The organism is Pseudomonas sp. 05N432, from assembly GCF_056396945.1.
The window spans coordinates 191,210-214,176 of sequence record NZ_JBFTMM010000003.1; the positions used below are offsets into that span (position 1 = coordinate 191,210).

The 22,967-nt window shown below is 58.5% G+C and carries 16 protein-coding genes and 3 pseudogenes; 11 read left to right on the forward strand and 8 right to left on the reverse strand.

The window, feature by feature from the left end; genetic code table 11:
• Positions 1-22 precede the first annotated feature (22 nt).
• On the reverse strand, positions 23-1,060 hold the full coding sequence (locus tag AC1DHT_RS05265) for an isopenicillin N synthase family dioxygenase (RefSeq protein ID WP_427538427.1): 1,038 nt from the start codon (positions 1,058-1,060) through the stop codon (positions 23-25).
• A gap of 226 nt (positions 1,061-1,286) precedes the next feature.
• On the opposite strand from AC1DHT_RS05265, the pseudogene AC1DHT_RS05270 reads away from it, so the two are divergent.
• The 3 genes and pseudogenes from AC1DHT_RS05270 to AC1DHT_RS05280 all read left to right on the forward strand — a co-directional run.
• Positions 1,287-1,436: pseudogene (locus tag AC1DHT_RS05270) on the forward strand (amino acid ABC transporter permease); the annotation flags it as partial.
• Between the two features lie 40 nt (positions 1,437-1,476).
• On the forward strand, positions 1,477-2,859 hold the full coding sequence (locus AC1DHT_RS05275) for an LLM class flavin-dependent oxidoreductase (RefSeq protein WP_427538424.1): 1,383 nt from the start codon (positions 1,477-1,479) through the stop codon (positions 2,857-2,859).
• A 276-nt stretch (positions 2,860-3,135) separates the two neighbouring features.
• Positions 3,136-3,306: pseudogene (locus tag AC1DHT_RS05280) on the forward strand (UTRA domain-containing protein); the annotation flags it as partial.
• A gap of 141 nt (positions 3,307-3,447) precedes the next feature.
• Here AC1DHT_RS05280 and AC1DHT_RS05285 read toward each other — a convergent pair.
• From AC1DHT_RS05285 to AC1DHT_RS05300, 4 genes are all read right to left on the reverse strand, one after another.
• Positions 3,448-3,630, reverse strand: coding sequence for a hypothetical protein (locus AC1DHT_RS05285; protein WP_427538661.1), 183 nt, complete (start codon positions 3,628-3,630; stop codon positions 3,448-3,450).
• Between the two features lie 24 nt (positions 3,631-3,654).
• The gene (locus tag AC1DHT_RS05290; RefSeq protein WP_427538421.1) at positions 3,655-4,698 is read right to left on the reverse strand and encodes a patatin-like phospholipase family protein; all 1,044 of its coding nucleotides are present in this window, start codon (positions 4,696-4,698) and stop codon (positions 3,655-3,657) included.
• 16 nt (positions 4,699-4,714) lie between these two features.
• A complete protein-coding gene (locus tag AC1DHT_RS05295; RefSeq protein ID WP_427538418.1) occupies positions 4,715-8,164 on the reverse strand; it encodes an adenylate/guanylate cyclase domain-containing protein in 3,450 nt (1,149 codons plus the stop codon).
• 184 nt (positions 8,165-8,348) lie between these two features.
• Positions 8,349-9,281, reverse strand: a complete 933-nt coding sequence (locus AC1DHT_RS05300; RefSeq protein ID WP_427538415.1) for a helix-turn-helix transcriptional regulator — start codon at positions 9,279-9,281, stop codon at positions 8,349-8,351.
• Between the two features lie 585 nt (positions 9,282-9,866).
• On the opposite strand from AC1DHT_RS05300, the gene AC1DHT_RS05305 reads away from it, so the two are divergent.
• The 5 genes from AC1DHT_RS05305 to AC1DHT_RS05325 all read left to right on the forward strand — a co-directional run bounded on the left by AC1DHT_RS05305 (position 9,867) and on the right by AC1DHT_RS05325 (position 15,368).
• Positions 9,867-11,216, forward strand: coding sequence for an MFS transporter (locus tag AC1DHT_RS05305; protein WP_427538413.1), 1,350 nt, complete (start codon positions 9,867-9,869; stop codon positions 11,214-11,216).
• A 99-nt stretch (positions 11,217-11,315) separates the two neighbouring features.
• Positions 11,316-12,008 (forward strand): fumarylacetoacetate hydrolase family protein, encoded by a 693-nt coding sequence (locus tag AC1DHT_RS05310; protein ID WP_427538410.1) that lies wholly within the window; start codon positions 11,316-11,318, stop codon positions 12,006-12,008.
• Positions 12,009-12,050: 42 nt separating this feature from the next.
• Positions 12,051-12,809, forward strand: coding sequence for an SDR family oxidoreductase (locus tag AC1DHT_RS05315; RefSeq protein ID WP_427538407.1), 759 nt, complete (start codon positions 12,051-12,053; stop codon positions 12,807-12,809).
• A 33-nt stretch (positions 12,810-12,842) separates the two neighbouring features.
• Complete coding sequence (locus AC1DHT_RS05320) at positions 12,843-13,799, forward strand: 2-hydroxyacid dehydrogenase (protein WP_427538404.1); 957 nt, start codon at positions 12,843-12,845, stop codon at positions 13,797-13,799.
• Between the two features lie 435 nt (positions 13,800-14,234).
• The gene (locus tag AC1DHT_RS05325; RefSeq protein ID WP_427538401.1) at positions 14,235-15,368 is read left to right on the forward strand and encodes a lactonase family protein; all 1,134 of its coding nucleotides are present in this window, start codon (positions 14,235-14,237) and stop codon (positions 15,366-15,368) included.
• A gap of 187 nt (positions 15,369-15,555) precedes the next feature.
• Here the strand turns inward: AC1DHT_RS05325 and AC1DHT_RS05330 are convergent, their stop codons facing one another.
• The 3 genes and pseudogenes from AC1DHT_RS05330 to AC1DHT_RS05340 form a co-directional block, all read right to left on the reverse strand.
• On the reverse strand, positions 15,556-16,911 hold the full coding sequence (locus AC1DHT_RS05330) for a methyl-accepting chemotaxis protein (RefSeq protein ID WP_427538398.1): 1,356 nt from the start codon (positions 16,909-16,911) through the stop codon (positions 15,556-15,558).
• Positions 16,912-17,319: 408 nt separating this feature from the next.
• A pseudogene (locus tag AC1DHT_RS05335) lies at positions 17,320-17,781 on the reverse strand (hypothetical protein); the annotation flags it as partial.
• Positions 17,782-17,809: 28 nt separating this feature from the next.
• On the reverse strand, positions 17,810-18,664 hold the full coding sequence (locus AC1DHT_RS05340) for an isopenicillin N synthase family dioxygenase (RefSeq protein WP_427538395.1): 855 nt from the start codon (positions 18,662-18,664) through the stop codon (positions 17,810-17,812).
• 736 nt (positions 18,665-19,400) lie between these two features.
• Here AC1DHT_RS05340 and AC1DHT_RS05345 point away from each other — a divergent pair.
• From AC1DHT_RS05345 to AC1DHT_RS05355, 3 genes are read left to right on the forward strand one after another with little or no spacing between them, the layout of a single operon-like run.
• Entirely contained in the window at positions 19,401-21,287 is a 1,887-nt protein-coding gene (locus AC1DHT_RS05345) for a 3-dehydroquinate synthase (protein WP_477761306.1), read from the forward strand.
• Entirely contained in the window at positions 21,284-22,174 is an 891-nt protein-coding gene (locus AC1DHT_RS05350) for a UbiA family prenyltransferase (RefSeq protein ID WP_427538389.1), read from the forward strand. Before AC1DHT_RS05345 ends, AC1DHT_RS05350 begins: the two co-directional genes overlap by 4 nt.
• Positions 22,171-22,944, forward strand: a complete 774-nt coding sequence (locus AC1DHT_RS05355) for an EboA domain-containing protein (protein ID WP_427538386.1) — start codon at positions 22,171-22,173, stop codon at positions 22,942-22,944. The genes AC1DHT_RS05350 and AC1DHT_RS05355 overlap by 4 nt, the downstream gene beginning before the upstream one ends.
• The last annotated feature ends 23 nt before the right edge of the window (positions 22,945-22,967 follow it).

Here is a 22,967-nt window from a genome sequence, read left to right on the forward strand (position 1 = left end):
AGTCCTTGATCAAGTGATGGGGTCAGGCACTCAGGGCCTTGGGGATCAGTGCATCGGCGTAGTAACGCTGGGCAACGTCGGGATGGGAGCGCAGGCGTCCCTTGAGATAGTTCCAGCCCACGTCACGAAACAAGGGATTGTCAGGATCACTGGCCGGGCCTCGCGCTTCACGCAGTAACGCCGTGGGCAAGGGGTAAAGCGGCACCACCGCATCCAGTTGCGCACCAAGGAAAAACGCAATCGACAAGCGCTCGCGGCCCTTGGGTGGAGACAGCACCCGATGCACCGTGGCGCGCAGATAACCGTTGGTGGCCAGTTCCAGTAATTCGCCGATGTTCACCACCAGGGTGTTGTCCCGAGGCGGCGCGTCGATCCAGCGCCCCTCCTCGATCTCGACTTGCAGGCCGGCCTGGTGATCCTGCAGCAGGAAGCTCAGGAATCCCGAATCCTTGTGAGCCCCCACCCCTTGATGACTTTCGTCTGGCGCCCGCCCCGGATAACGCATCAGTTTGATGTGTTCATTGGGCTTGTCGCCGTACAACTGATCGAACGCCTCTTGCGGCAGCGACAGCGACTGGGCGAAGGCGCGCAGCAGGCGCAACGACATGCGGGTCATGGCTTGCTGCCAATCCAGCAGCAAGGGTTTGAGTGTCGGCAGCGAGGCCGGCCATTGATTGGGGCCTTGCAGGCGCGCCCAGAGCGGGCTGTTCGGGTTCAGCGGCAAAGCCTCCCTCTCGGCCCCCAGATCGAACTGCTCGCGCAGGTCAGGCTTGCCGCGAGTGACCTCCGAAGCCGCACGGTTATAACCGCGAAAATGTGGCGAGTTGATCATGCCAACTGCCGCCTTCTCGTGGTCCGGCAGGGCAAAGAACTGCCGGGCATGCTCCTGCACCTGCTTCAACAAGATGCTGTCGATGCCGTGGCCGGTCAGGTAAAGGAATCCGACATCCCGTGCGGCGTGGCGCAAATCGTCAAGAAACGCCTGACGCTGCACCGGGCTGCCATCGAGCAATGAAAGATCCAGGGTCGGTAAGGTGGTGATGTCCCGTGTGTGCGGCATGGTTCACTCCCATGTGAATTGACTGAGCGCGTTCAGCCTGGCGTCCTGTTGAAGCTAAACGATCTTAAAAACCGCTAATAAATATCTTTTTTGCATTAGCTTAGGTTCGATTCTTGACAGCAAATTGAGCGTTTGAGGTCAGCCACTTGATATAGCTCGATACACGCTTGTTATTCCACAAAAGAAGTACACATAGATTTTATAGTACGTTTCAATCTATGCGCTTCTGGCGCACTCGCATGGCCGATCTTCTTATCGCCATATCGAAATGCTCACCACCGCAGCCGTCATCTCTTGGCTGTTCTCCATCGGCCCGGAACTGATCCAGGTGCGCCTTGAGCAACATTTCGGCAAAGGGTTCAAGCACCAAAGGTGAATCCGCCCCTTCAACTACTTTTACTTTCTCTGGAGCGATGATGTCCGACCCAAAACCTCTGTTGTTTGCACTCTACGAACAAGCCAGCGTGGGCTGCGGCGGTGCTCCGAGCCTCTGGACGCACCCGGCCGACGAGCGCCTGGCAATCAACTCCCTGGGCTATTGGTCGAACCTGGCGCGCATTGCCGACCAGGCTAACCTCGACATGTTGTTCTTCGGCGACGTGCTGGGTTTCTACGACGTCTTTGGCGGCAATGCCGATGCGGCGATGAAATGGGCCGTGGAAGCGCCGGCCAATGACCCGCTGATGATCATTCCCGCCTTGGCCGCGGTCACGGACAACCTCGCGTTCGGCGTCACGGTCACCACCAGCTATGAACACCCCTTCACCCATGCCCGGCGTTTCAGCACCCTGGACCACCTGACCAATGGCCGGGTGGGCTGGAACATCGTGACCTCTTATCTGTCCAGCGCCGCGCGTAATTTCGGCCTTGAACAGATGATCAAACACGATGACCGCTATGAGCGCGCCGAAGAGTTCCTCGATGTGGTGTACAAGCTCTGGGAAGGCAGTTGGGCCGACGACGCCGTGGTTGCCGACAAGGCTCGTCAATTGTATGCCCGAGGTGATCGGGTACGGCCGATCAATCACGCAGGCGAGCATTATCGGGTAGCCGGCCCGCACCTGACCTCGCCGTCACCGCAGCGCACACCGCTGCTGATCCAGGCCGGCTGGTCGGGGCGTGGCCGTGAGTTCGCGGCGAAGCACGCCGAGCTGATTTTCATCGCCAAATCCAACCCTCAGGAAATCCGCCAGGGCCTGGAAGACATATGGGCCAAGGCCCAGGCACGCGGCCGCCAGCGCGAGGATGTAAAGTCCCTGACCGTGCTGCGTATCGTCACCGCCAAAACCGAGATTGAAGCCCAGCGTAAATATGATGCGCTGCAAAGCAACTACCACCTGCAGGCACAACTGGTCAGTTATGCGGGTGACACCGGCATCGACATCAGCCGCTACGCCGACAGCGATGCACTGTCGACCCATACCGAAGGGCTGACGTCCTATGTCATGCACCCTGATGGCAGTGGTAAACCGTTGACCGCCGGGGATGTGAAGCAACGTTTTGCCAAGGTCACCCGCGGCAGCGACCTGATTCTGGTGGGCACCCCGCAACAGGTAGCCGACCGGATCGAAGAACACGCGCGCATTTCCGGCACCAGCGGCTACATGATCAATCCATTGATCAGTCCCGGCACACTTGAGGATTTCGTAGAGTTGATCATTCCGGAATTACAGAAGCGCGGCCTCTACAGAACCCAACCGCAAAGTGGAACCTTCAGGTCCAGGCTGAGGGAGGATGGCAGCAACCATTTACCCGATTCGGCTTACGGAGCCTCATTCCGCTTCGACAAGGACCTATAGCCGCTGGGCGACTGCTTATGAGTGACTCAGCAGTCGTCGAGCGAGCGACGATTACGTCGCGGACCGGGGCGGGCCCGAGAAGCCCCGCCGCTGCCGCATAAACGTTTACAACATCAGAAACAGCGCCGAGGTCCAGCCCCCTTGATCCGTGCGCCACCAAGGCACAGACGGATGCATTGGGCGCCCCCCCAATTCCTGATGCAGCTTTCGCGACCAGATCAGTGTGTCACCATCGAACAGATCGCCCATCAGTTGCTCGAAGAAATTCAACGCGGCGATTACGAGCCCATCACACTGGGACGCAGCCATTTACCCGCTGAATTGGCCTGCGTAGCCTGGGCTGAAATCGAGCATCAACCGATCTACTCCATTCTGGAGTCGATCACTGGCATGGCGGTTACCCGCGCCGACCTGACTATCCGCRCACAAGAAGCCGACAAAAGTCTGGAGTGTTTTCAGGGAATGTAGAGGGATCAATCCAAGCAAGACTTTTCTTTGGGCCAAAAAAAATGGATCTCTTTTCAGAGATCCATTTTTTAAAACTCTCAAACCAGCTGTCCCCATTTTAGCTTTCGAGACACCTCGGGCTTACGTTGCGGCAGTGAACCCGCGCAGTAAATCCTCGGTCAAGGCATCGACATCTTCCAGGCCAATGTGCAACCGCACCACCGGGTTCAATGCGCGATCTGCTGCGCTGTTGCGATCCTGGCACCCCGAAGCATGGAAATGCCGGGGCCGGCCGAGCTTTATTTTTAGCAGGCTCAGCAGCAACCTTTTCCCGTCTCATGCCAGCGTTCAAAGAAATTCCTGTCGGATGTCGATGCTCGACCGTTCGCCAATATTGCGGTAGTTCTCCGTGAGCCACGCCTCGGCCTCTCGTCGTCCGTTGTCGCGCAGTCCGCAAAGGAAGTCCCAGCCCGCGTTGTACTTGCTGGACACACTAAGCGCGCACATTGCTTCATCGGACCGAATGGAATGGATCAGCATCTCCTTCATCTCGTCGCGATCGACCTTGCCTTGCTGGATGAGGTCGGTGACAAAGGCGATGGTGCGCATCTCACGCATCAGCGACGAGTTGAAGCTGATTTCATTGATGCGATTAAGGATGCTGGCAGCGGTAATGGGCACGCCCGGGCGGACGAGCGGGTTGATGTGGACGATCACCACATCGCGCGTAATGCAGTGGTAGATCAACGGAAAAATGGCCGGGTTTCCCATATAGCCGCCATCCCAGTAGTGCTGGCCGTCGATCGTGATCGCCTGGAACAATGTCGGCACACAGGCCGAAGCAAGCACCGCTTCGGCGCAGACGTCCTCGTCTGAGAAGATGCGTATCTTCCCCGTCTCGACATTGGTCGCGCACAGATAGAGGTGGAACGGGCATTGCTTTCGCAAGGCGGCGAAATCGACCTGTTCCTCCAGCACCTCTCGTAGCGGATTCAGGTTTTGGCGATTGAACTGGTAAGGTGAGAAGAGACGAAGCGCCATGTCCGCGAACGCATACATGGGTGAATGGTCCAGCCCGAAACTATGCGTCCCTTTCAGCCATGGCGTCCAACGCAACGGGTTACGACGCTCGGCGGACAGCGCCACGGCGGACCAGAAATCATGCAGCGCCTCGCGTGCGCCGGCCGCGCCCCCCTGCAGCATGCCATAGGCCAGCACGACGGCATTCATCGCACCGGCACTGGTTGCGCTCACCCCTTCTATGGCAAGCCTGCCGTCCTCGAGCAACCGATCGAGCACGCCCCAGGTGAACGCGCCGTGCATCCCGCCGCCCTGCAAAGCCAGCGCGACCGGCTTACGCTCTTCACCGTCCCGACGCGTTCCGTTCTTCATGATCATTCTTGGTCGCTCACCCCACGTTTGGTGCCCACGCATCGAGCAGCGCCTTGGCTTGTAGCAAATCAACGCTGTCGAAGCCTTCGGTGAAGAAGCTATAGATGTCGGCCAGCATTTGCCTGGCCGCCTCCCTGTCTCCCGCTTCCCATAGCTGAGCAAGGCTCACTGTGGCTCGTAGCTCGAGTGACTTTGCCCCTTGTTGTCGAGCGACCGAGATCGCCTTTTGAAAGCATGCTTGCGCTTCCTGCTGCACGGAAGAATCCTGTCTGTCTTCGCCATGGCATTGGAGGGTAAGAGCTCCCTTGAGCCGATACAGCTCTGCTTCGTAAAAGTGCTCACCTGTTCTGTTCACCATAGCCAGAGCGTCGGTCACGATATTCAATCCCGCCTGCGGTTGCCCGGCGCACCCGTGTGCTGCGGCCAGCAGGGCCAGAAAATAGGAGCATCCAAGCTCTGCTCCGGCTGCCTGGTAAGTGGCAATACCCTCGGTTATCTGAGTGATTCCCTCGTCAACGTTTCCCTGTTCAGTGCAAGCCCAACCCTGGAGGATATTCCCCCACGCCAAGTAAAACGGAAACCCTCGTTCGAGTGAAAGCTTGATGGCGGCATCAGCGCACTCTTCGGCGAGTCGTACGTCATGCCGAACCTGTCCCAGTACCGATGTAGCCGACAAGGTGAAGGCCAAGCCGAACGGGTCGGAAATCTTATTGGCCAGAGCAAGGGCCTCCCGGCCGCGCATGTTTGCCTGATCGGGGAACCCCAAAAACCAAAGGCACCAGGCCGAATATGTCAGGGAGTAGCCCGGATCCATGCCGTATGTAATGACAAGCGTGCGATGACGGTCCGGGTTGTAGAGGACGCGCGCCCGCTCCTGGTGTTCAAGGGCGTTGCGCAGATCACCCTGGAAAAGCAATGTCGCCCCGAGTGCCGCATGGGCTTCCACGAGCAAATCCGGATCCTGCGTAGTTTGCGCAGCACTGAGCAATCGTTCACCCAGCTCGCATGCCGTTGAGTATTGCGCACGCAATTCGTAGTAAGTCCGCATCCCCAGCAACGCAGGAAAAAGCGAGTCGTCACCTACTTGCGCGCATAGCGCCAGTGCACGGGTATAGGTGGCCTCCACCTCGGGCGCACCATAGCCTCGCACGGCCATCAAGGCCGGTCCCAGGCAGAGCAGCAACGTCAGTTCCTGATGAGCACGCGCGGGCGTGTCGGGCAAATGTTTGAGCAACTCCAGCGCCGCGCCGAGGTGACGCATTGCGTCGAGATGGGCGGAATGCTGGAGGGCCTGTTGCCCGGTACGCTGCAGGTACTCCACGGCCTTCGGGACATTGCCGCTCAGCCTGTAGTGGTGCGCCAGTTCGCTGCAGTAATCTGCGATACGGTTGGGGAACAGTGCCTCGATGGCCTGCGCCGTGCGTTCGTGCAGTGCACTACGCCGTTCCGTGAGTAGCGAGTAGCCAGCGACCTCCTGGGTCAGCGCATGCTTGAAGGAATACTCCACCTCCGGAAATGCGGGCCGCTGGTAAATGAACTCCGCGACTTCCAGTCGGCCCAGCAGGTCGCGCAAATCGTCGCCCATCCGAGCGCCCCGCCCATCATAGATGCGCTGGATCAGACTGAACGCAAACTCTTTGCCGATGACGGCGAGCGTCTGCAGCAATTCCTTCTGCGCAACGGGGAGCCGGTCGATACGGGCGGCGAGCACGCCCTGCACGGTGGTGGGAATATGCAGCGCGGCTGGAGTTTGCTCGATCCGGTAACGACCGGGTTCGCCAAGCAGCGATTTCTCCTCGACCAGCGTTTGGACCACTTCCTCCATGAAGAAGGGGTTGCCCTCCGTCTTCTCCAGGATGAGCTGTTTGAGGGGGACGAGAGTGGGATCGTCCCCAAGCAGTGCCGCGAGCAGTCCCTGGGCTTCGGCCGGGCCCAGCGGTTCGAGCCGGAGCTGGCTGCAATGACCCGCGCGCGTCCATGCAGGCTGATACTCGGGCCGGTAGTTTACGAGGAGCAGGATCGGGACACTCGCCACGCGGTCGATGAGGCACGCGAGGAATGCTTCGGTCTCGCGGTCCAGCCATTGCAGGTCCTCGAACAGCAGCTCGATCGGTTGATCGCGGCTCTCGCGCGCCAGAAGTTGCGTAATCGCGTCGAAAATGCGATCGCGCCGGATCTGAGGATCCATTTCCGCAAGCGCCGAACTGTGTTCGCCAATACCCAGCAGATAGAGCAGGTAGGGCACGAGGTCCTCGAAACTGCGCTCAAGCGTCAGGGCCTTGCCCATTACCTTTTCCCGACACCGCCGCTCATCGTCCAGGGCAGTGATCTGAAAATAGCTTTTCAGGAGCTCGATGAGCGGGAAATAGGCAAAAGCCTTGCCGTGCGATACCGAGAACGTCTCCAGCACCAGACAGCCGCGCCGCGAGCGTTCCTTGAACTCATGGAACAGCCGCGACTTCCCGACCCCGGCCTCGCCCACCACCGCGACGACCTGTCCGTGGCCCGCCTTGGCCTGATCGAGCGCCTGCTGCAGGTGGTCCAGCTCTACCTGGCGGCCGACGAATCTGGCCAGTCCGCGATGTGCCGCCAGTTGCAGGCGCGTGCGCAACGCGCCGACACCCAGCACCTCGTACACGACGAGCGGCTCGGGGATGCCTTTGACCTGGGTGGCCCCCAGCGTCCTGAACTCGAAATAGCCCTCTGCCAGCTTGTGGGTGGACTCGCTCACCAGTATCGACGATGGCGCAGCGATGCCCTCCATTCGGGACGCAATATGGATGGTGTGCCCGACCGGATCGTAATCGGTGTGCAAATTGTCCGTGCGGATCGAACGCACGACGACCTCTCCGGTGTGGACGCCAACACGGATTTGCAGCGGAATGCCTTTCTCCAGACGAATGCGGTCGCTATGTCGACGTATCGCCTGCTGCATGCGCAACGCCGCATACAGCGCCCGCTGCGGATGATCTTCATGGGCGATGGGGGCGCCGAACAGCGCGAGAATGCCATCGCCCAGCGACTTGGCCACGTAGCCTTCGTAGTAGTGGACGGCTTCCATCATCAGCGCAATGACCGGCTCGATCAGGTTTTGGGCCTCTTCCGGATCGAGGTTGTGGATCAGCGCCATGGAGCCGGCCATGTCGGCAAACAGCGCCGTAACGGTCTTGCGTTCGCCAGCGGTCTCGCCCCGGGCTTCCATAGCCGCCTGTTCGGCGCGGATGCGCTCGGCAAGATGATGAGGCGTGTAATGAATGGGCTCTGAAGAAGGCTCTGAAACAGGCCGCGAGTGCAGTGATGACGCAGCAGGCTCTTCGGTCAGCGATGCACCACATTCACTGCAGAATTTGGCAGACAGGCCCGCCTCGTGAGCACAGCGCGGACAGCTGCGAGACAGCTTGGCGCCACACGCTTCACAGCAGCTGGCCCCGGAAGGATTCTCGAATCCGCAGTTTGCACAGCGCATACGACCTCCTCCCTTGCCTGGTGCCTACTCTTTAACATTAGGCGCCGAACCCGCTGGCGGCAAGACACGACCGGACGAAGCACTCTGCCTCGGTACCTGATGTCGATTTCCGAACCGAAAGAGGCCAATCCGGTGCGCCCGGATCGACCTCGGTATCTACTGCCACCTCACCCACCGCTGTCGATCACGTGTTGGACGGTGATTGCGGAGTATCGGGATTGAGTTGCTGGCGTCTGAATTGCCCGGGTGGCTGGCCGTGGATCTGGCGAAAGCGTCGGGAGAAATAAGCCTCGTCAGCGAAACCGCACAACCTCGCCACCTCCCCCACCGGGCGTGTCCCATTGAGCAAATAATTGCGTGCCGCGTGCATCCTGCGCTCGAGCACCAGCTCAGTGAAGGTCTTGCCGATTTCCTTGCGCAACCAGTGCGTCAGATACGTCGGTGACAGGTAGGTCGCAGCAGCCACCTTGATCAGGTTCAGATCGGGGTCGGCAATATTCTTGCGCAAGTATTCGGACATCCTGCTCAGCGCGTCTCGCCGGCTGACTTCGGCGGCATTCTCTTCGGCCAATCGTTTGAGCGGTTCGGCATACAAGGCACAAACGCTCCCCACCAGTTGCAGCAACAACCCCTTGAGCATCTCGCGGGAGCCAAACTGACGGTTCTCATCCAGGACTCGCATCTGTTCGATCAAGCCACAGACTTTGCGGAAGTCCTCATCGCCCAGAATGAAATCCAGATGTTCCTGGAAGCGGAACGGCGACAACTCGGGTGCCAGCAAAATCGAGACCTCCTCCAGGTCCATCGGGTCGCATTGCAAATGCGGCAGCAGGAAGGTTTGGGAAAAATTGATCACCATGAAATTGCTGTCTTCCGGATGCGGAATCACGTGCACGCGATGCGGCAGGATGAAGGCCAGCGTGTTGCGCGGAAACGGGCGTTCGACATTGCCAATGTGCTGCACGGTATCGCCACCGAGGTTGACCTGGATCTGGAAATACTCATGGCGATGCGGGCTGGTTTCGGCGCGCCGGCCCCTTTTGTCGCGGATGTAAAAGTCTGTCAATTCGCTGCGTTGCTGCATGACGTAAGTGGGTACTCGACTCGGTGACGACATCGCCTGAGGATCCTCGACAGGTACATGGGCAGGTTGTCGTCGCGCCGCGATGCAGGCGGCGACTGCGGTGATTGTGAAGGCGGATAGCGCAGGGTTCAACAAGTCATCGGATGACACCGAAATACAGAGAATTATTTTTATCCGTGTGTGATGTATCGTCCGTCCAAAAAAACAACGTACACACAATTTTAATTAATCATTAATAAACAATAGCTTATGAAGCACATTAGGCAGAGCTGAAGAAACGTGCTGATGTGATTTTTCTTGGACACCTGCATTAATCGCCTTTTTCAGGAGAAAAAACGATCTAACGCCTCCGTTGATTTTGAGAGGTTGTACGACCACTGTGACAGTCAATGCAGCCCAACCTTCCAAAAACAATCAAAAGGTGCGCACGTGATGAACCGGCTTTTCTCCCTCACCAACCCTCCCCCGACCGAGCCCGTCCGAAGGCGTATCTGAGCGCCTGACAGTAGCTCTCCGCGCCTCTCATTCAAGTAGCGATTGCTCTGCCCCGGGACTGGGGGCAACGGCTTCGGCTGCGCGCGAACACCTCGATTCTACTAACAATAAAAAGGCCTACTCATGTCGAACTCGCAAACCTCCCCGTCCACCGCGCCGTCGGTGAGTGCTGGCGCCCGGGACGCCCTGCTGCCACAACGACTGCCGACGCGTCGGCGTTGGTTCATGCTGTCGTTGCTGCTGATTGCGACCATCATCAACTACATCGATCGGGTGAACATCTCGATTGCCGCACCGTTCATGGCCAAGGAGCTGGGTCTGGACAAGATAGAAATGGGCCTGATTTTTTCCGCGTTTGCCTGGACCTACGCACTCGCCTTGGTTCCCGCCGGGTTCATCGCCGATCGCTTCGGCTCCCGGTTCACTTACGGGGTGTCGCTGATCAGTTGGTCGACGGTCACCGTGTGCCAAGGCCTGGCCACAGGATTCGCTTCGCTGTTCGGGCTGCGCCTGGCTGTCGGTGCCATGGAAGCTCCAGCGTTCCCGGCCAACAGCCGTGCGGTGACGGTATGGTTCCCCGCCCGCGAGCGGGGTTTGGCCAGCAGCATCTACGTGTGCGGCCAGTATCTGGGCACGGCACTGTTTACCGGCGTGCTGTTATGGCTGGCCACGACCTATGACTGGCGCCATGTGTTTTACAGCACTGGCATCCTCGGAATCGTGTTCGGTGTGATCTGGCTCTACCTGTATCGCGATCCGCTGAGCTGCAAGAACGTCAGCCAGGAAGAGCTGAAGTACATCGAAGCCGGAGGTGGACTGGTCAAGAGCAGCCAGGAACGCACCCGGTTCAACTGGCGGCAGATCTCCGAGCTGTTCAGCTATCGGCAGATCTGGGCGATTTGCATCGGCAAGTTCGCCAGCACCTCGGCGTTGTACTTCTTCCTGACCTGGTTCCCGACGTACCTGATCGAGGAACGCAAGCTGACCATGATCAAGGCCGGGATCTTCGCCGTGCTGCCGTTCGTGGGCGCAACGGTCGGCATTCTGCTGGCCGGCATCGTCTCCGACTTGCTGATACGCCGTGGTTACTCAATGTCCTTCGCTCGCAAGCTGCCCTTGGTGGTCGGATCGATGCTGGGGATGTCGATCGTGCTGGTGAATTTCACCGATTCAAACGTGATCTGCATTGCCGTGCTGACCATGGCCTTCTTTGCCCAGGGAATCGCTTCGTCGTCGTGGGCGGCCGTATCGGAAGTCGCGCCCAAGGAATTGATCGGGCTGACCGGCGGGATCACCAGCCTGGCCGCCAACATTGGCGGGATCGTTACCCCGATCGTGATTGGCGGCATCGTTCACGCGACGGGCTCGTTTGCCTATGCCTTCTGGTTCATCGGCGGCGTGGCGCTGGTCGGCACCTTGTCCTATTCGTTGCTGCTCGGCCGCTTGTATCGCATCGAACTCAAGGCACGCTAAACGCAGAAAAGCGTTTTTCTCCAACACGAGGCGGCTTTCGTCCAACTTCGCAAAACGAAGCCGCCGTAGGCTGATGCTTCCAACAGGACCACTACAAAAATGACTATGACCGAATACGTTTTCACCCCGGATTTGCCTGTGACCTTGCCGGTTGCCGGCAGCCAGCAGCGCTTTCCCGTTGGCCGGGTATTTTGCGTCGGCCGCAACTACCCCTGGCCAGACACCCAAGACCAGTCCCGCCAGCCGCCAGTGTTCTTCATGAAACCGGCGAGCAGCGTGGTGGATGCGGCGGGTGAAGTGACTTTCCCGCCGTTGACCGAAGAGTTTGTCCACGAAATCGAATTGGTCGTGGCCATCGGTGAAGGCGGCGCCAATATTCCGGAGAGTCAGGCGCTGGCCTATGTCTGGGGCTATGCCGCCGGTCTCGATCTGACCCGTCGTGATGTCCAGCGCGCGGCCAAAAGCAATGGTTTGCCGTGGGAAGGTGCCAAGGTATTCGACGGCGCCGCGCCGATGACCGCCATCGTGCCGGTGACTCGCACGGGACAGCCGGATGGCGATTTGTGGTTGAACGTCAACGGCGAAGAGCGCCAGCGCGACAGACTCGACAGCCAGATCTGGTCGGTCAGTGAAATCATCAGCCGAATCTCTCGGTCAGTAGCGCTGCGAGCCGGTGACTTGATCATGACCGGCAGCCCGGCAGGTGTTGATGTACTGCAGCCAGGCGACATCATTAACGCCGGGATTGACGGCGTCGGCCAACTGGAAATGCGCGTCGGCAAGCGACCTTGAACCCGGCACACGCCCTCGTGAATTGAAAAGGGAGATAACAACATGTCCAGTCCTTTGAAAGTGGCCCTGGTCACCGGCGCCGGTAGCGGAATCGGTCGCGCCGTGGCCCTCGGCCTGATGGCAGACGGATTCACCCTGGTATTGGCCGGACGTCGACCGGAGCCCTTGCAGGCATTGGTCGAATTGGCGCTCAGCGAGGGACACGCAGCGTTGGCGGTGCCCACTGATGTGCGCGACCCGGCCAGTGTCGACGCGCTGTTTGCCACCATCATCGAGGTATACGGACGCCTCGACGTGGTGTTCAACAACGCCGGGGTCAACGCCCTTGCAGTGCCGCTCGATGAACTGACGTTCGAGCAGTGGCGAAACGTGATCGACACTAACCTCAACGGCGTTTTCCTCTGCGCCCGTGGTGCCTTCGGACTGATGCGCCGGCAACAGCCACAGGGCGGCCGCATCATCAATAACGGCTCGATCTCGGCGCATACCCCACGCCCCTTCAGCAGCGCCTACACCGCCAGCAAACATGCGGTGCTGGGGCTGACCAAATCCCTGGCCCTGGACGGGCGCGAATTCAACATCGCCTGCAGCCAGATCGACATTGGCAACGCCCTGACCGAAATGTCGGTGCGCATGACCAAAGGCGTGCGCCAGGCCAACGGCACCATCGCCGTGGAGCCGATGGTGGACGTCAAACATGTGGCCGATGCCGTGCGCTACATCGCCGGTCTGCCGCTGGAGGCGAACGTCCTGAACATGACCGTCATGGCCAGTGCCATGCCGTTTGCCGGTCGCGGTTGAACCGGCCTTTTTATTCCGTTACGCGAGGTTTACATGAAGCCAGAAGTCTTGCAGCTCAGCCCGATCCTGATCCCTGAAATCAACGCGCGGCTCGATGAGCTGTTCACCGTCAGACGTTACTTCCAGCAGGCCGACAAGCAGGCTTATTTGCAGGAACACGGCGCGAACATTCGCGGGGTGATCACCGGCGGGCATACCGGCATCAGTCAGGCGCTGATGGCGCAATTACCCAAACTGGAAGTGGTGGCGGTCAATGGCGTCGGCACCGATGCGGTGGATCTGGCTTACGCCCGGGATCGCGGGATCCGCGTGACGGCGACCATCGGCGCGCTAACCGAGGATGTCGCCGACCTGGCCATCGGCTTGTTGATTGCCGTGTGTCGAGGCCTGTGCACCAGTGATCGTTACGTGCGTTCGGGCCAATGGCCCCATAGCCCGACGCCGTTGGCCCCGTTACCGTTGGCGCGACAGGTGTCTGGCATGCGCATCGGCATCGTCGGCATGGGTCGGGTCGGCCGCGCAGTGGCGACCCGGGCCGCAGCGTTCGGCTGCCCGATCAGTTACACCGATCTGCAGCCGATGAGCGATGTGAACCACACCTTCATCGCCGATCTGAAGCAGCTGGCCAGCAACACTGATGCGCTGATTCTCGCGGCCGCTGCCGACAAGGCGGAAGCCATCATCAATGCCGAGGTGCTGCAGGCGCTGGGCAAGGACGGGTATCTGATCAACGTGGCGCGCGGCAAGCTGGTCAACGAGGTCGATCTGGTGACGGCACTGGCCGCTGGAGAGATCGCGGGTGCGGCGCTGGATGTGTTTGTCGATGAACCGAACGTCCCCGAGACACTGTTTGCCAACGAGAAAGTGGTCCTGCAGCCTCATCGCGCAAGTGCGACGCTGCAGACCCGCACGCGGATGGGAGAGATGGTGGTGGCGAGCCTGGTGGACAGTTTCGCCGGGAGAATACCGCAGGGTTCCGTGACTGACTGAAGCGTGGCCACCGAGAGGACGTTGCGTCCCCTCGGTGGCTCGGTGTCAGGTAAATAAATCGATGCCCAACTGGAAGGCGACCCACAGCGCGAGGCCTGTAGCAAAGAACAGCGCGATGTTTTCAAACAGGTAATGGCTGGTCGATTTTCAACACCATCGCCAGCGACTCACCCGCCCCTGAGCATGTATTTTTTTCGTGAGAACGAGCACAGTCGAACATTATAGATACGACGTCATATAACAATTCTTGAGCGAGAGAGTTTAGAAATGGTTCAAACTCGCGGTTGCGTGAATGACATCGAACCGGACTCGAGTCCAGCAAACACTGAGCCTTAGCCACGACATCTCTTTCCAGCCTGAGAAAAACAGCGATTGATGTTGTTTGAGCATAGTCATAGGATGACAGACCACAACCATAAAAATAAAGGATCACCTGTGAGTAAACCTCTTCTCTTGGCCGCTGCCGTCGTCTACAGCCTCAGCCAGCAAGCCAATGCCGCCACTTTTGCCTATATCTCGAGCCCGGGAGACGGTCTGATTTCCCAGTATCGCCTTGACCAGAACAACGGCGCGTTGAGTCTGATTGAACAGGTCAACGCCGGTGATCAGGTCAACCCCATGGCCATCACCCCTGACGGCGAAGTGTTGTTTGCCGCCTTGCGGGTCAAGCCGTTTCAGGTGCTGGGCTACCGCATAGATCCCAAGAGCGGACATCTGACTCCGCTGTCCAAAGCGCCACTGGCAGAAAGCATGGCTTACCTGTCTACCGATAGAAAAGGACACTATCTGCTCGGTGCATCCTACGGTGCCGACACCGTCAGCGTTCAGGCCATCGACAAGCTCTATCAGCCTTCTGCCAGCATCCTGAGCTACAAGACAGGCCCGCATGCGCATTCGGTTCGCACCGACCCGAGCAACCGTTTTGCCTACGTAGGCAATCTTGGCGCGGACCAGGTGCTGCAATATCGCCTTGATGCCAAAACCGGCGAGCTCACCCCCATCGGCAGCGGCTACATCAGTGTCCCGGACAATACCGGGCCTCGACACCTGGCCTTTTCCCCGAACGGCAAATACCTGTATGTGGTCGGTGAAATGAACGGCACGGTCACAGCGTTTTCAATCAATGACAGCACTGGCGCATTGACTCGGATTGCCGTTGCCAACGGTATTCCCGAGCGTTTGAAACTGGCTCACGGCGAGGTGCGTGATGCACGTAACAACGACTTGAAGGACGACCCCACACCACGTATCTGGGCGGCGGACCTGCGGATCTCGCCCGATGGCAAGCTACTGTTGATGACCGAACGCACCAGCAGCTCGGTATCGGCATTCGCGGTTGACCCTTCAACAGGCAACTTGAGCTTTCTCGAGAACTATCCGGTGGAAGAAAAGCAGCCACGCAATATCGCTTTTTCACCCAATGGGCGCTGGTTGCTGGTAACGGGTGAGAAAAGCGAAAAAGTCGGCACTTACGCGATCAGCAACAACGGCGCCTTGAAACGTGTCGGTGAAGCGGCGTCGGGAAAAGGTGCGTTATGGATTGAGGTACTGCAAACGTCGCTGGAGTAATCTTCGGGCGGAAAAAAGACGCTTGGAGGTCGGGGAGTTGGCTCATTCCGACCTCCAAGGTTTAACGGTTATCCATAAAATGCAGTGCAAGGTGTTTGCCTTGATTCGCCGTGGGCTTCTTCAAAATCAGTCCTTCGGTTCACAGCCACTGCAATCAAGGTCGGCCGTTAAATCCCGACGTCAGGTGCTAGCCCAGCCAACCGACCGCAGTCTTTGGAATCACTTCGGATTCATCCAGTTTGGAGGCGAACATGCTCACGGCTTCCACCGCATCACTGGTGCCACTGCGAATCTGCAAGATCACAGAACCGGCTTGATCAGCCAGAGTTACGCCGCGTTGCGCGCCTTCCTGGGTGGCATTCATGCTGACAACCGCCTCACGTGTCTCGGAGAGGATCTTGCCGATCATCTCGGCGATTTCCGCTGTCGAACGACTGGTACGCCCCGCGAGCTGCCTGACTTCATCGGCTACCACGGCAAAACCACGTCCTTGATCCCCGGCACGGGCCGCCTCGATGGCCGCATTAAGTGCCAGCAGGTTGGTCTGGTCGGCGATCCCGCGAATGGTATTGACGATTGCAGTGATCTGTTCGGAACGATCGCCCAGTTGTCCCACCAACCGCGCAGAGGCCCCAATATTGTCGGCAATCCGACGCATCTCACTGGCAGTCTCTTGAATGACCTGCGTGCCCTGTTCGGCAAACTTTTCCGTCTCGGCGGAAATATGGTAAGCCCGAGAGGCGCTGCGTGAATCGGCCTCAAACTTCTCTACCCGCTCGGTGATATCACTGGCGAACTTAACGATCTTTATTAACATACCGTCAGCGTCATAGACCGGATTATAACTTGCCTCCAACCACACAACCCGACCGTGCTTAGCGATACGTTTGAATTGGCCGATGAAAAACTCGCCCATATTCAGTCGACGCCAGAAGTCCGTGTACTCACTGCTGTTTATAAGGGCTGGTTCGCAAAACAGGCGGTGATGTTTACCCTTGAGTTCTGTCAGCCCGTAACCCATGACATTCAGAAAGTTTTCGTTAGCGGTCAATACATTACCGGACAGGTCGAACTCGATCACCGCCATGGCCCGATCCAGCGCGGCAAGTTTGCTACGGGTTGCCGCTTCCTGCGCCACTTTGTCAGTGACGACCAGCGCGTACTTGACCACTTTCAACACTTGGCCGCGCTCATCCAGCACAGGGTTATAACTGGCTTCCAGCCAGATAACCTGCCCTCTGCCATTGATACGCTGAAATGTGCCGGAAACGAATTTACCCGCCCGAAGCTCGGCCCAGAATTCACTGTACGCCGGGCTGCTGGTGAGTGTCGGTAAGCAAAAGTCCCGGTGAGACTTGCCGACCAACTCATCGGTTCGATAACCCAGGGCCTGCAAGAAGTTATCGTTGGCGCGAAGCACCTTGCCGTTCAAGTCGAGTTCGACCACGGCCATGGAGCGCTCAAGTGCAGCGATCAGTCGTTTGTACTCTGCTACATCGGCCATCCTGGCCGCCAGCTCCGTTTTCAGTGCGTTATTGAACATGACGTACCTCAGTCTGACAAGAAATCAAAGGACCTCAAGCTCACTATCGGCTGTTAGTTACATAACTAAATACAACTAAACGGAGTTTTTATTTGACGTCAATGAACCGCGCTTTAGCCTTTTTAAAGGCCAAGGTATTATCTATAGCATCACTTTGGCCATCGCCCTTGACCTCAATCGCCTTGGCCTGGGCATTGTTGATCGCGCGGCAAGGCGTTAACAGCGACGCCGGGCGCACCGTGCTCGAATACGGGTACTGAATGTAACCCGCCAGCGGATAGTCGTCGGCGCGCTCGGAGCCCAGCAGTGTCGCTCCTGGAGCGGTGTAGCGGTGTAGCGGTGTAGCTGTGTAGCTGTGTAGCTGTGTAGCTGTGAATGCCTAGAGGAAAACATCGCGGGTATCAGCATTTACAGCGTAAGAAACAACGCAGAAGTCCAGACTCTGGATTGATCACGCTGCCTTGCGCAATCGCCGACCTTGATGTAGCTGTCGATGCGACAGTGGATCGCAACGTCGCGCCGGCCAACTGCGACAAGTCAATTTCAATACTGTCGGTGTCGCCGTTGGTGTCGGTGCGAAAGGCCAGAACCGTTGCATCCTTGCGCCATACAGTTTGCTCGGGGTGATCGAGACCCAAGGCTCGAAAGCCACTGATGACCGCTCCCGTCACCCGAATCTCGCCGGTCCAGTAAGCGTCACGATAGCGGTCCTTGATTCGTGCGCCCCCCCAGACGCAACCGAATACGTTGGGCGGAAAACCCCAGCTCCTGGTGCAGATTGCGCGACCAGATCAGCTTGTCACCGTCAAACAGATCGACCTGCTCCCAACCCGCCTCGCCCAGCAGTCGATAGTCCAGCGTGGTATCGGCCATATATAGGATGCACATTGGAAACTCCCTATGCGCCTTTCAGATGCGCATAGCTATCAACGAAACGCTTAAATTTGTGTTGACCACAAGTGTACGCTTCATACTTCGCAGGTTGAGCCTCACTCACGCAGGTTGGCACAGGCTCAACAACCGCATCGAAATCCAAATCAATAAAGAACGGTATTGAATAGTGCTCCAGACCGCTAGTATTGATGACGCGATGCATTGTCGAGGTGTAGCGATCGTTGGTGAGGGTTTGAATTAGATCACCAATGTTGACAATAAAAGTGCCTTCAACGGGTGGGGCAGTCACCCACTCCCCTGCACGGTTCCTGACTTGCAAACCGCCAACGGCGTCTTGGGATAGGACCGTCAAAAAACCATAGTCGGTGTGGGCCCCAATACCGATCTCCTCTTGCGAAATCCTTCCGATCTGGGGCGGGTAACGCAAAATTCGCTGAATAGTGATGGGCTTGCGCTGAAGATGTTCAAAGTAATCTTGTGGCAAACCCAAACTCAGTGCGATTCCACCAATAAGCATTCGCGCGAGCGCCAGTACAGCGGAATGATAAGCTTCGGCAACCGTCTCGAATTGCGGCAGTCCAGACGGCATTTGATTAGGGCCAAAAAATGGAGAAACCTCATCGTAATGGGCTCCGCAATCAAAACACTCTTTGAAATCACGTGTATTAGCTGGGTCTACGTTTTCCGCGTACATCGGGATATAACCACGTAGCCTGGGCCCTGAATTCACGACATTAAGCTTGTTCTTCTCCTCATAAGGAAGCTTGAAAAAAGCTCGTAAGGAACTACATCCTTGCAAGGAACAGGACGGACTCCGCCCACAATGCTGACAACAAAATAACGCGCAAAAAAAAGCCACTCATTGAGTGGCGTTTTTTGTATTTGAAGCGGGAAACGAGACTGGAATCCGTGCTTTTTCTCCTTGAAAGCGCTGAGATTTTTCTACCGCCAGCGCTTTCGATGTACTGGATGATGTACGCATTTGGTGAGGCCGGAAAGGTCCCATATTTACAAATTACTTCGAGGGCATTCGTAGCTCCCGTCATCTCCCTGTAGTGGTCTTATGCATGTGCAATCCCCCCTGTAAATACACCCGAGTTTTTAGTAAAGAAAATCATTTCCGCTAGACGTCCGTTTTTCAGAGACCAGCCCACCTAACGACTCAGTCAACYACCAAAAAATATATAACCGTTAGCAATAATCCACATAACAAATATTAATGCCACATGACCACCTCATCATTAACTTACTATTTATGACTGACGCAACCTCATTGAATATCGCTCACTCAATGGCGTCTTCATCGCCCCATAAAAACCATCCAACCCACTGTAATCATTAAACAAAAACCTGATCAAGACACTCACTCCATCGACTGCACCACGTTGTTCCAGCAGCTCACCTCAAACTCTGCCATCAGGCAAGCTTGCAAAAACACCACAGCCGTCTAACTTCATGATTATCTTTGCAAGCGTAATCAACCGCACATAAAAACCAGCCATTCAGGCGGGGGAGTCTATTTTTCTAAAACAAACCAGACGCTGCTTTTAATTGCTGAAACGGAAATCAGTCATAACGATCAAGAGGGATGCTTGATGAAGCGCAGCCGATGGTATCGTGCATTCTCGCAACGAGGGCCAGCCGAACATTTTTGGCTGTCATTGTTTTGCTTCTCAGGCCTGGTGATCGCCAGCTTCCTGTTGTTCGAACAACAGATCCAGGACTTCCTGACCCCTCTCAACCTGTTCCTGCCTTCGACGCCCACCCAGAAACTCAACCTGGCGCTGCTGCTGATCACCCTGCTGGCGCTGGACGTGGTGCTGCCAGTCCCTTCGAGCATGGTAGCGCTGCTGGCCGTGGCCATGCTGGGCAGTCTCGGCGGTTACCTGGTGATTTTCATTGGCCTGTGCCTGGGTGCCGGGCTGGGTTATGCGCYGGGGGCCGGCTATTTTCGTCTGCTGTCCGGTCGCCTGGGCCTGCATCAGCGCCAGCCGGGACAGCTGGCATACAAGCTGGGCACGCTGTCGTTGATCTGCCTGCGCGGCGTGCCGGTATTGGCGGAAACTTCGGTGGTGGCCGCCGGTATGCAACGTTACCCGCTACGCGCGTTCGTGCTGGTCACCACTCTGGCCAATGCCGGCCTGGCACTGGCCTACAGCGCCATCGGCATCTACCTCGTCGAGCAGAACGCACTGCTGGTGACCCTCCTCGCCAGCATGGTGTTGCCCGGGCTGTTTATCGCCGGGTACAGCCTGTTCAAAACCTTGCGCAAGCAAAACGCCGAGCAATCCCTGCACGGGCGTTTCGAGGTCCGTTACGACTACCCGGTGGTGTTCACCGATCACCTGTTCGAGCCGTCCAATCCGTGTCTGCATCGCCAGCTCACCGCACGACTCACCCCACAGCACCGGGGCCCGGTGACAGTGCTGGTGTTCGCCGATGAACTACTGCTGCAAAGCGCCCCGAAATTGCTGGAACAGATCGACGCCTACTTTGCCGCCCATGCGGCGGACCTGCATTTGCAGGCCGCGCCGATTGCGGTGCCAGCCGGCGAACTGAGCAAGGATTCACAGGTGTTGCAGCAGCTGTACACCGACATGCTGCAACATGGGCTGGACCGGCATTGCTATGTCCTGGCCCTGGGCGGCGGCGCGGTGCTGGATGCGGTGGGCTACGCCTGCGCCACCTTCCACCGCGGTATTCGCCTGATCCGCATCCCGAGCACGGTGCTGGCCCAGAACGACGCCGGTATCGGTGTGAAAAACGGCATCAATGCTTTCGGCCAGAAGAACCTGCTGGGAGCCTTCTATCCCGCCACCGCGGTGATCAACGACTTCCAGCTGCTGACCAGCCTGACTCGCCGCGACCAGATCGCCGGGCTGGCCGAAGCGGTAAAAGTGGCGCTGATCAAGGATCAGGCATTTTTCCAATGGATGGAACAACAGGCCGACGCCCTCGCCTGCTTCGATCACCCGGCCAGCCGCTACGCGATCCGCCGTTGCGCCGAACTGCACCTGGCGCACATCACCGGTGCCGGCGATCCCTTCGAACGCGGTAACGGACGACCACTGGATTATGGGCACTGGGCCGCGCACAAACTGGAAAACCTCAGCCAGCATCGGCTGCGCCATGGTGAAGCCGTGGCGGTGGGCATGGCCCTGGATGGACTCTATGCCAATGCCTTGGGACTGTTGAGCGATACCGATACCGAACGGGTTCTGAACCTGCTGCTCAAGCTCGGCTTCAACCTGTGCCCGCCGGAACTGTCCTTGAAAGATACACAGGGGCACTCCCAGGTTTTGCTCGGGCTGGAGGAATTCCGCCAGCACCTGGGCGGGCAACTCTCCATCCCCATGCTCAGCCGGATCGGCGAGTCGGTGGACCTGCATGAAATCGATGCCGCGCGGATGGAGCAGGCGCTGCAACGGCTGTCCACCCGAATCGGCCCGGCGCTCACCCTCAGCGAGGGCTGCGCGCAATGAGCCAGACATCACCGAACCTCAAGACCTGGATGACCTTGGGCCGGGTGTCCAACCTGCCCACGGTATGGACCAACACCCTGGCCGCGGCCTTGCTGGCCAGCAGCGCCGGTGCCCTGACGCCGCCGTCTTCGCTGGTGTGGATCCTGCTGCTGGCCGCACTGTCGCTACTGTATCTGGCCGGCATGTTGTTGAACGACCTGGTGGACGCCGATTGGGATCAACAACACCATAACCCTCGCCCCATCACCCTGGGCCTGGTCAGCCGCCAACAGGTGCGTCTGGCCACTGTGCTGTTACTGACACTGGCCGCGGCCTCGGTGTTGGGGCTGAGCCGGCTGATCGACCAACCATACTGGTTGCTGGGCAGCGCCGCCTTGCTGGTGGGCTGCATCCTCGGCTACAACCTGCTGCACAAGAAATACGCCCACAGTGTCTGGCTGATGGGCGCCTGTCGCTCGGCCCTCTACCTCACGGCAGCGGCCAGCCTGGCGGTGCCACCGGAGCCGATCTGGCTGTGCGCCATGTTGCTGGGTGTCTACATCAGCGGCCTGACCTACCTGGCCCGCCAGGAACACCGCAACCAGTTGCTCAGCCGTCTCCCGCTGATCCTGATGTTAAGCCCGCTGACCCTGGCGATTTATGCCGACAACGTCTGGTTTTGGCCGGTGTTGCTGCTCTGGCTTGGCTGGCTGGGCTGGCACTACTGGCACCACTTGGCCCACCCGCAGCATCGGCAGGTCCGCGCCTTTATCGGCGCCGGCCTGGCGGCTCTGCCACTGTTCGATGCCCTGGTGCTGGCCGTAGCGAACCAGCCACTGGGCAGCCTGTTATGTGTTCTGGTGTTTTTCCTGCTTCCACACTTCCAGCGCTGGATCAAACCGACATGAACATGGACGTCACTGCACCGCCATCAGCGGCCCTCGAAATGCGTCACGACTGCCTCGCCGAACAACACCAGGCCCTCACCCTACAGCTCGATGACGCCGAGTTGCAGTGGTGGCGCCAGGCCCAGGAGCGGCTTGCCCAACGCCCGGACGCCAATACCGCGGCGCTGTTGAGCAGCCAGTGCAAGCGCAACCTCAAGGAGCAACCACTGCCCCTCAATCCCGGCTGGAGCAACGTCCAGTTGGCGCGGGCGTTGCTGCTGGCTCAAGTGCTGGAGCGACAACCCCTCGCCGGGCAACTGCCCTTGCTGCGCCAACTGTTTCTGTGGGGCGACGACCAAGAAAAAATCGCCACCCTGAAGGCCCTAGACTGGCTCGACAGCCGTGGGCTCTGCGTGGAACTGGCACTGCAAGCCGGGCGCACCAGTAACAGCCAGGTGTTTGCCGCCCTCGCGCTGGACACCCTTTATCCATCGCGCCATTACAGCGAACGGGCCTTCCATCAATTGGTGCTCAAGGCGCTGGGCATGGGGCTCGACGTACGCCACCTGATCGGCCTGACGCAACGACACAGCGTCACCCTCAACCAGTTGGCCCTCGACCTGCTGGACGAACAGCTTGCTGCCGAACGAACGGTGTCTGCCGGGCTGTCCCGAGTGATCGCCTTCGACCTGCTCAGCCCGGCGCAACACCAGCGCCTGGCCGGGCTGAATCAGCAGCAACGCTTGCCGCCGGAGTGGCACGAGCACCTGGCCGGCACCTCACTGAACTGACACTCAACGACTCCTTTTCCTTG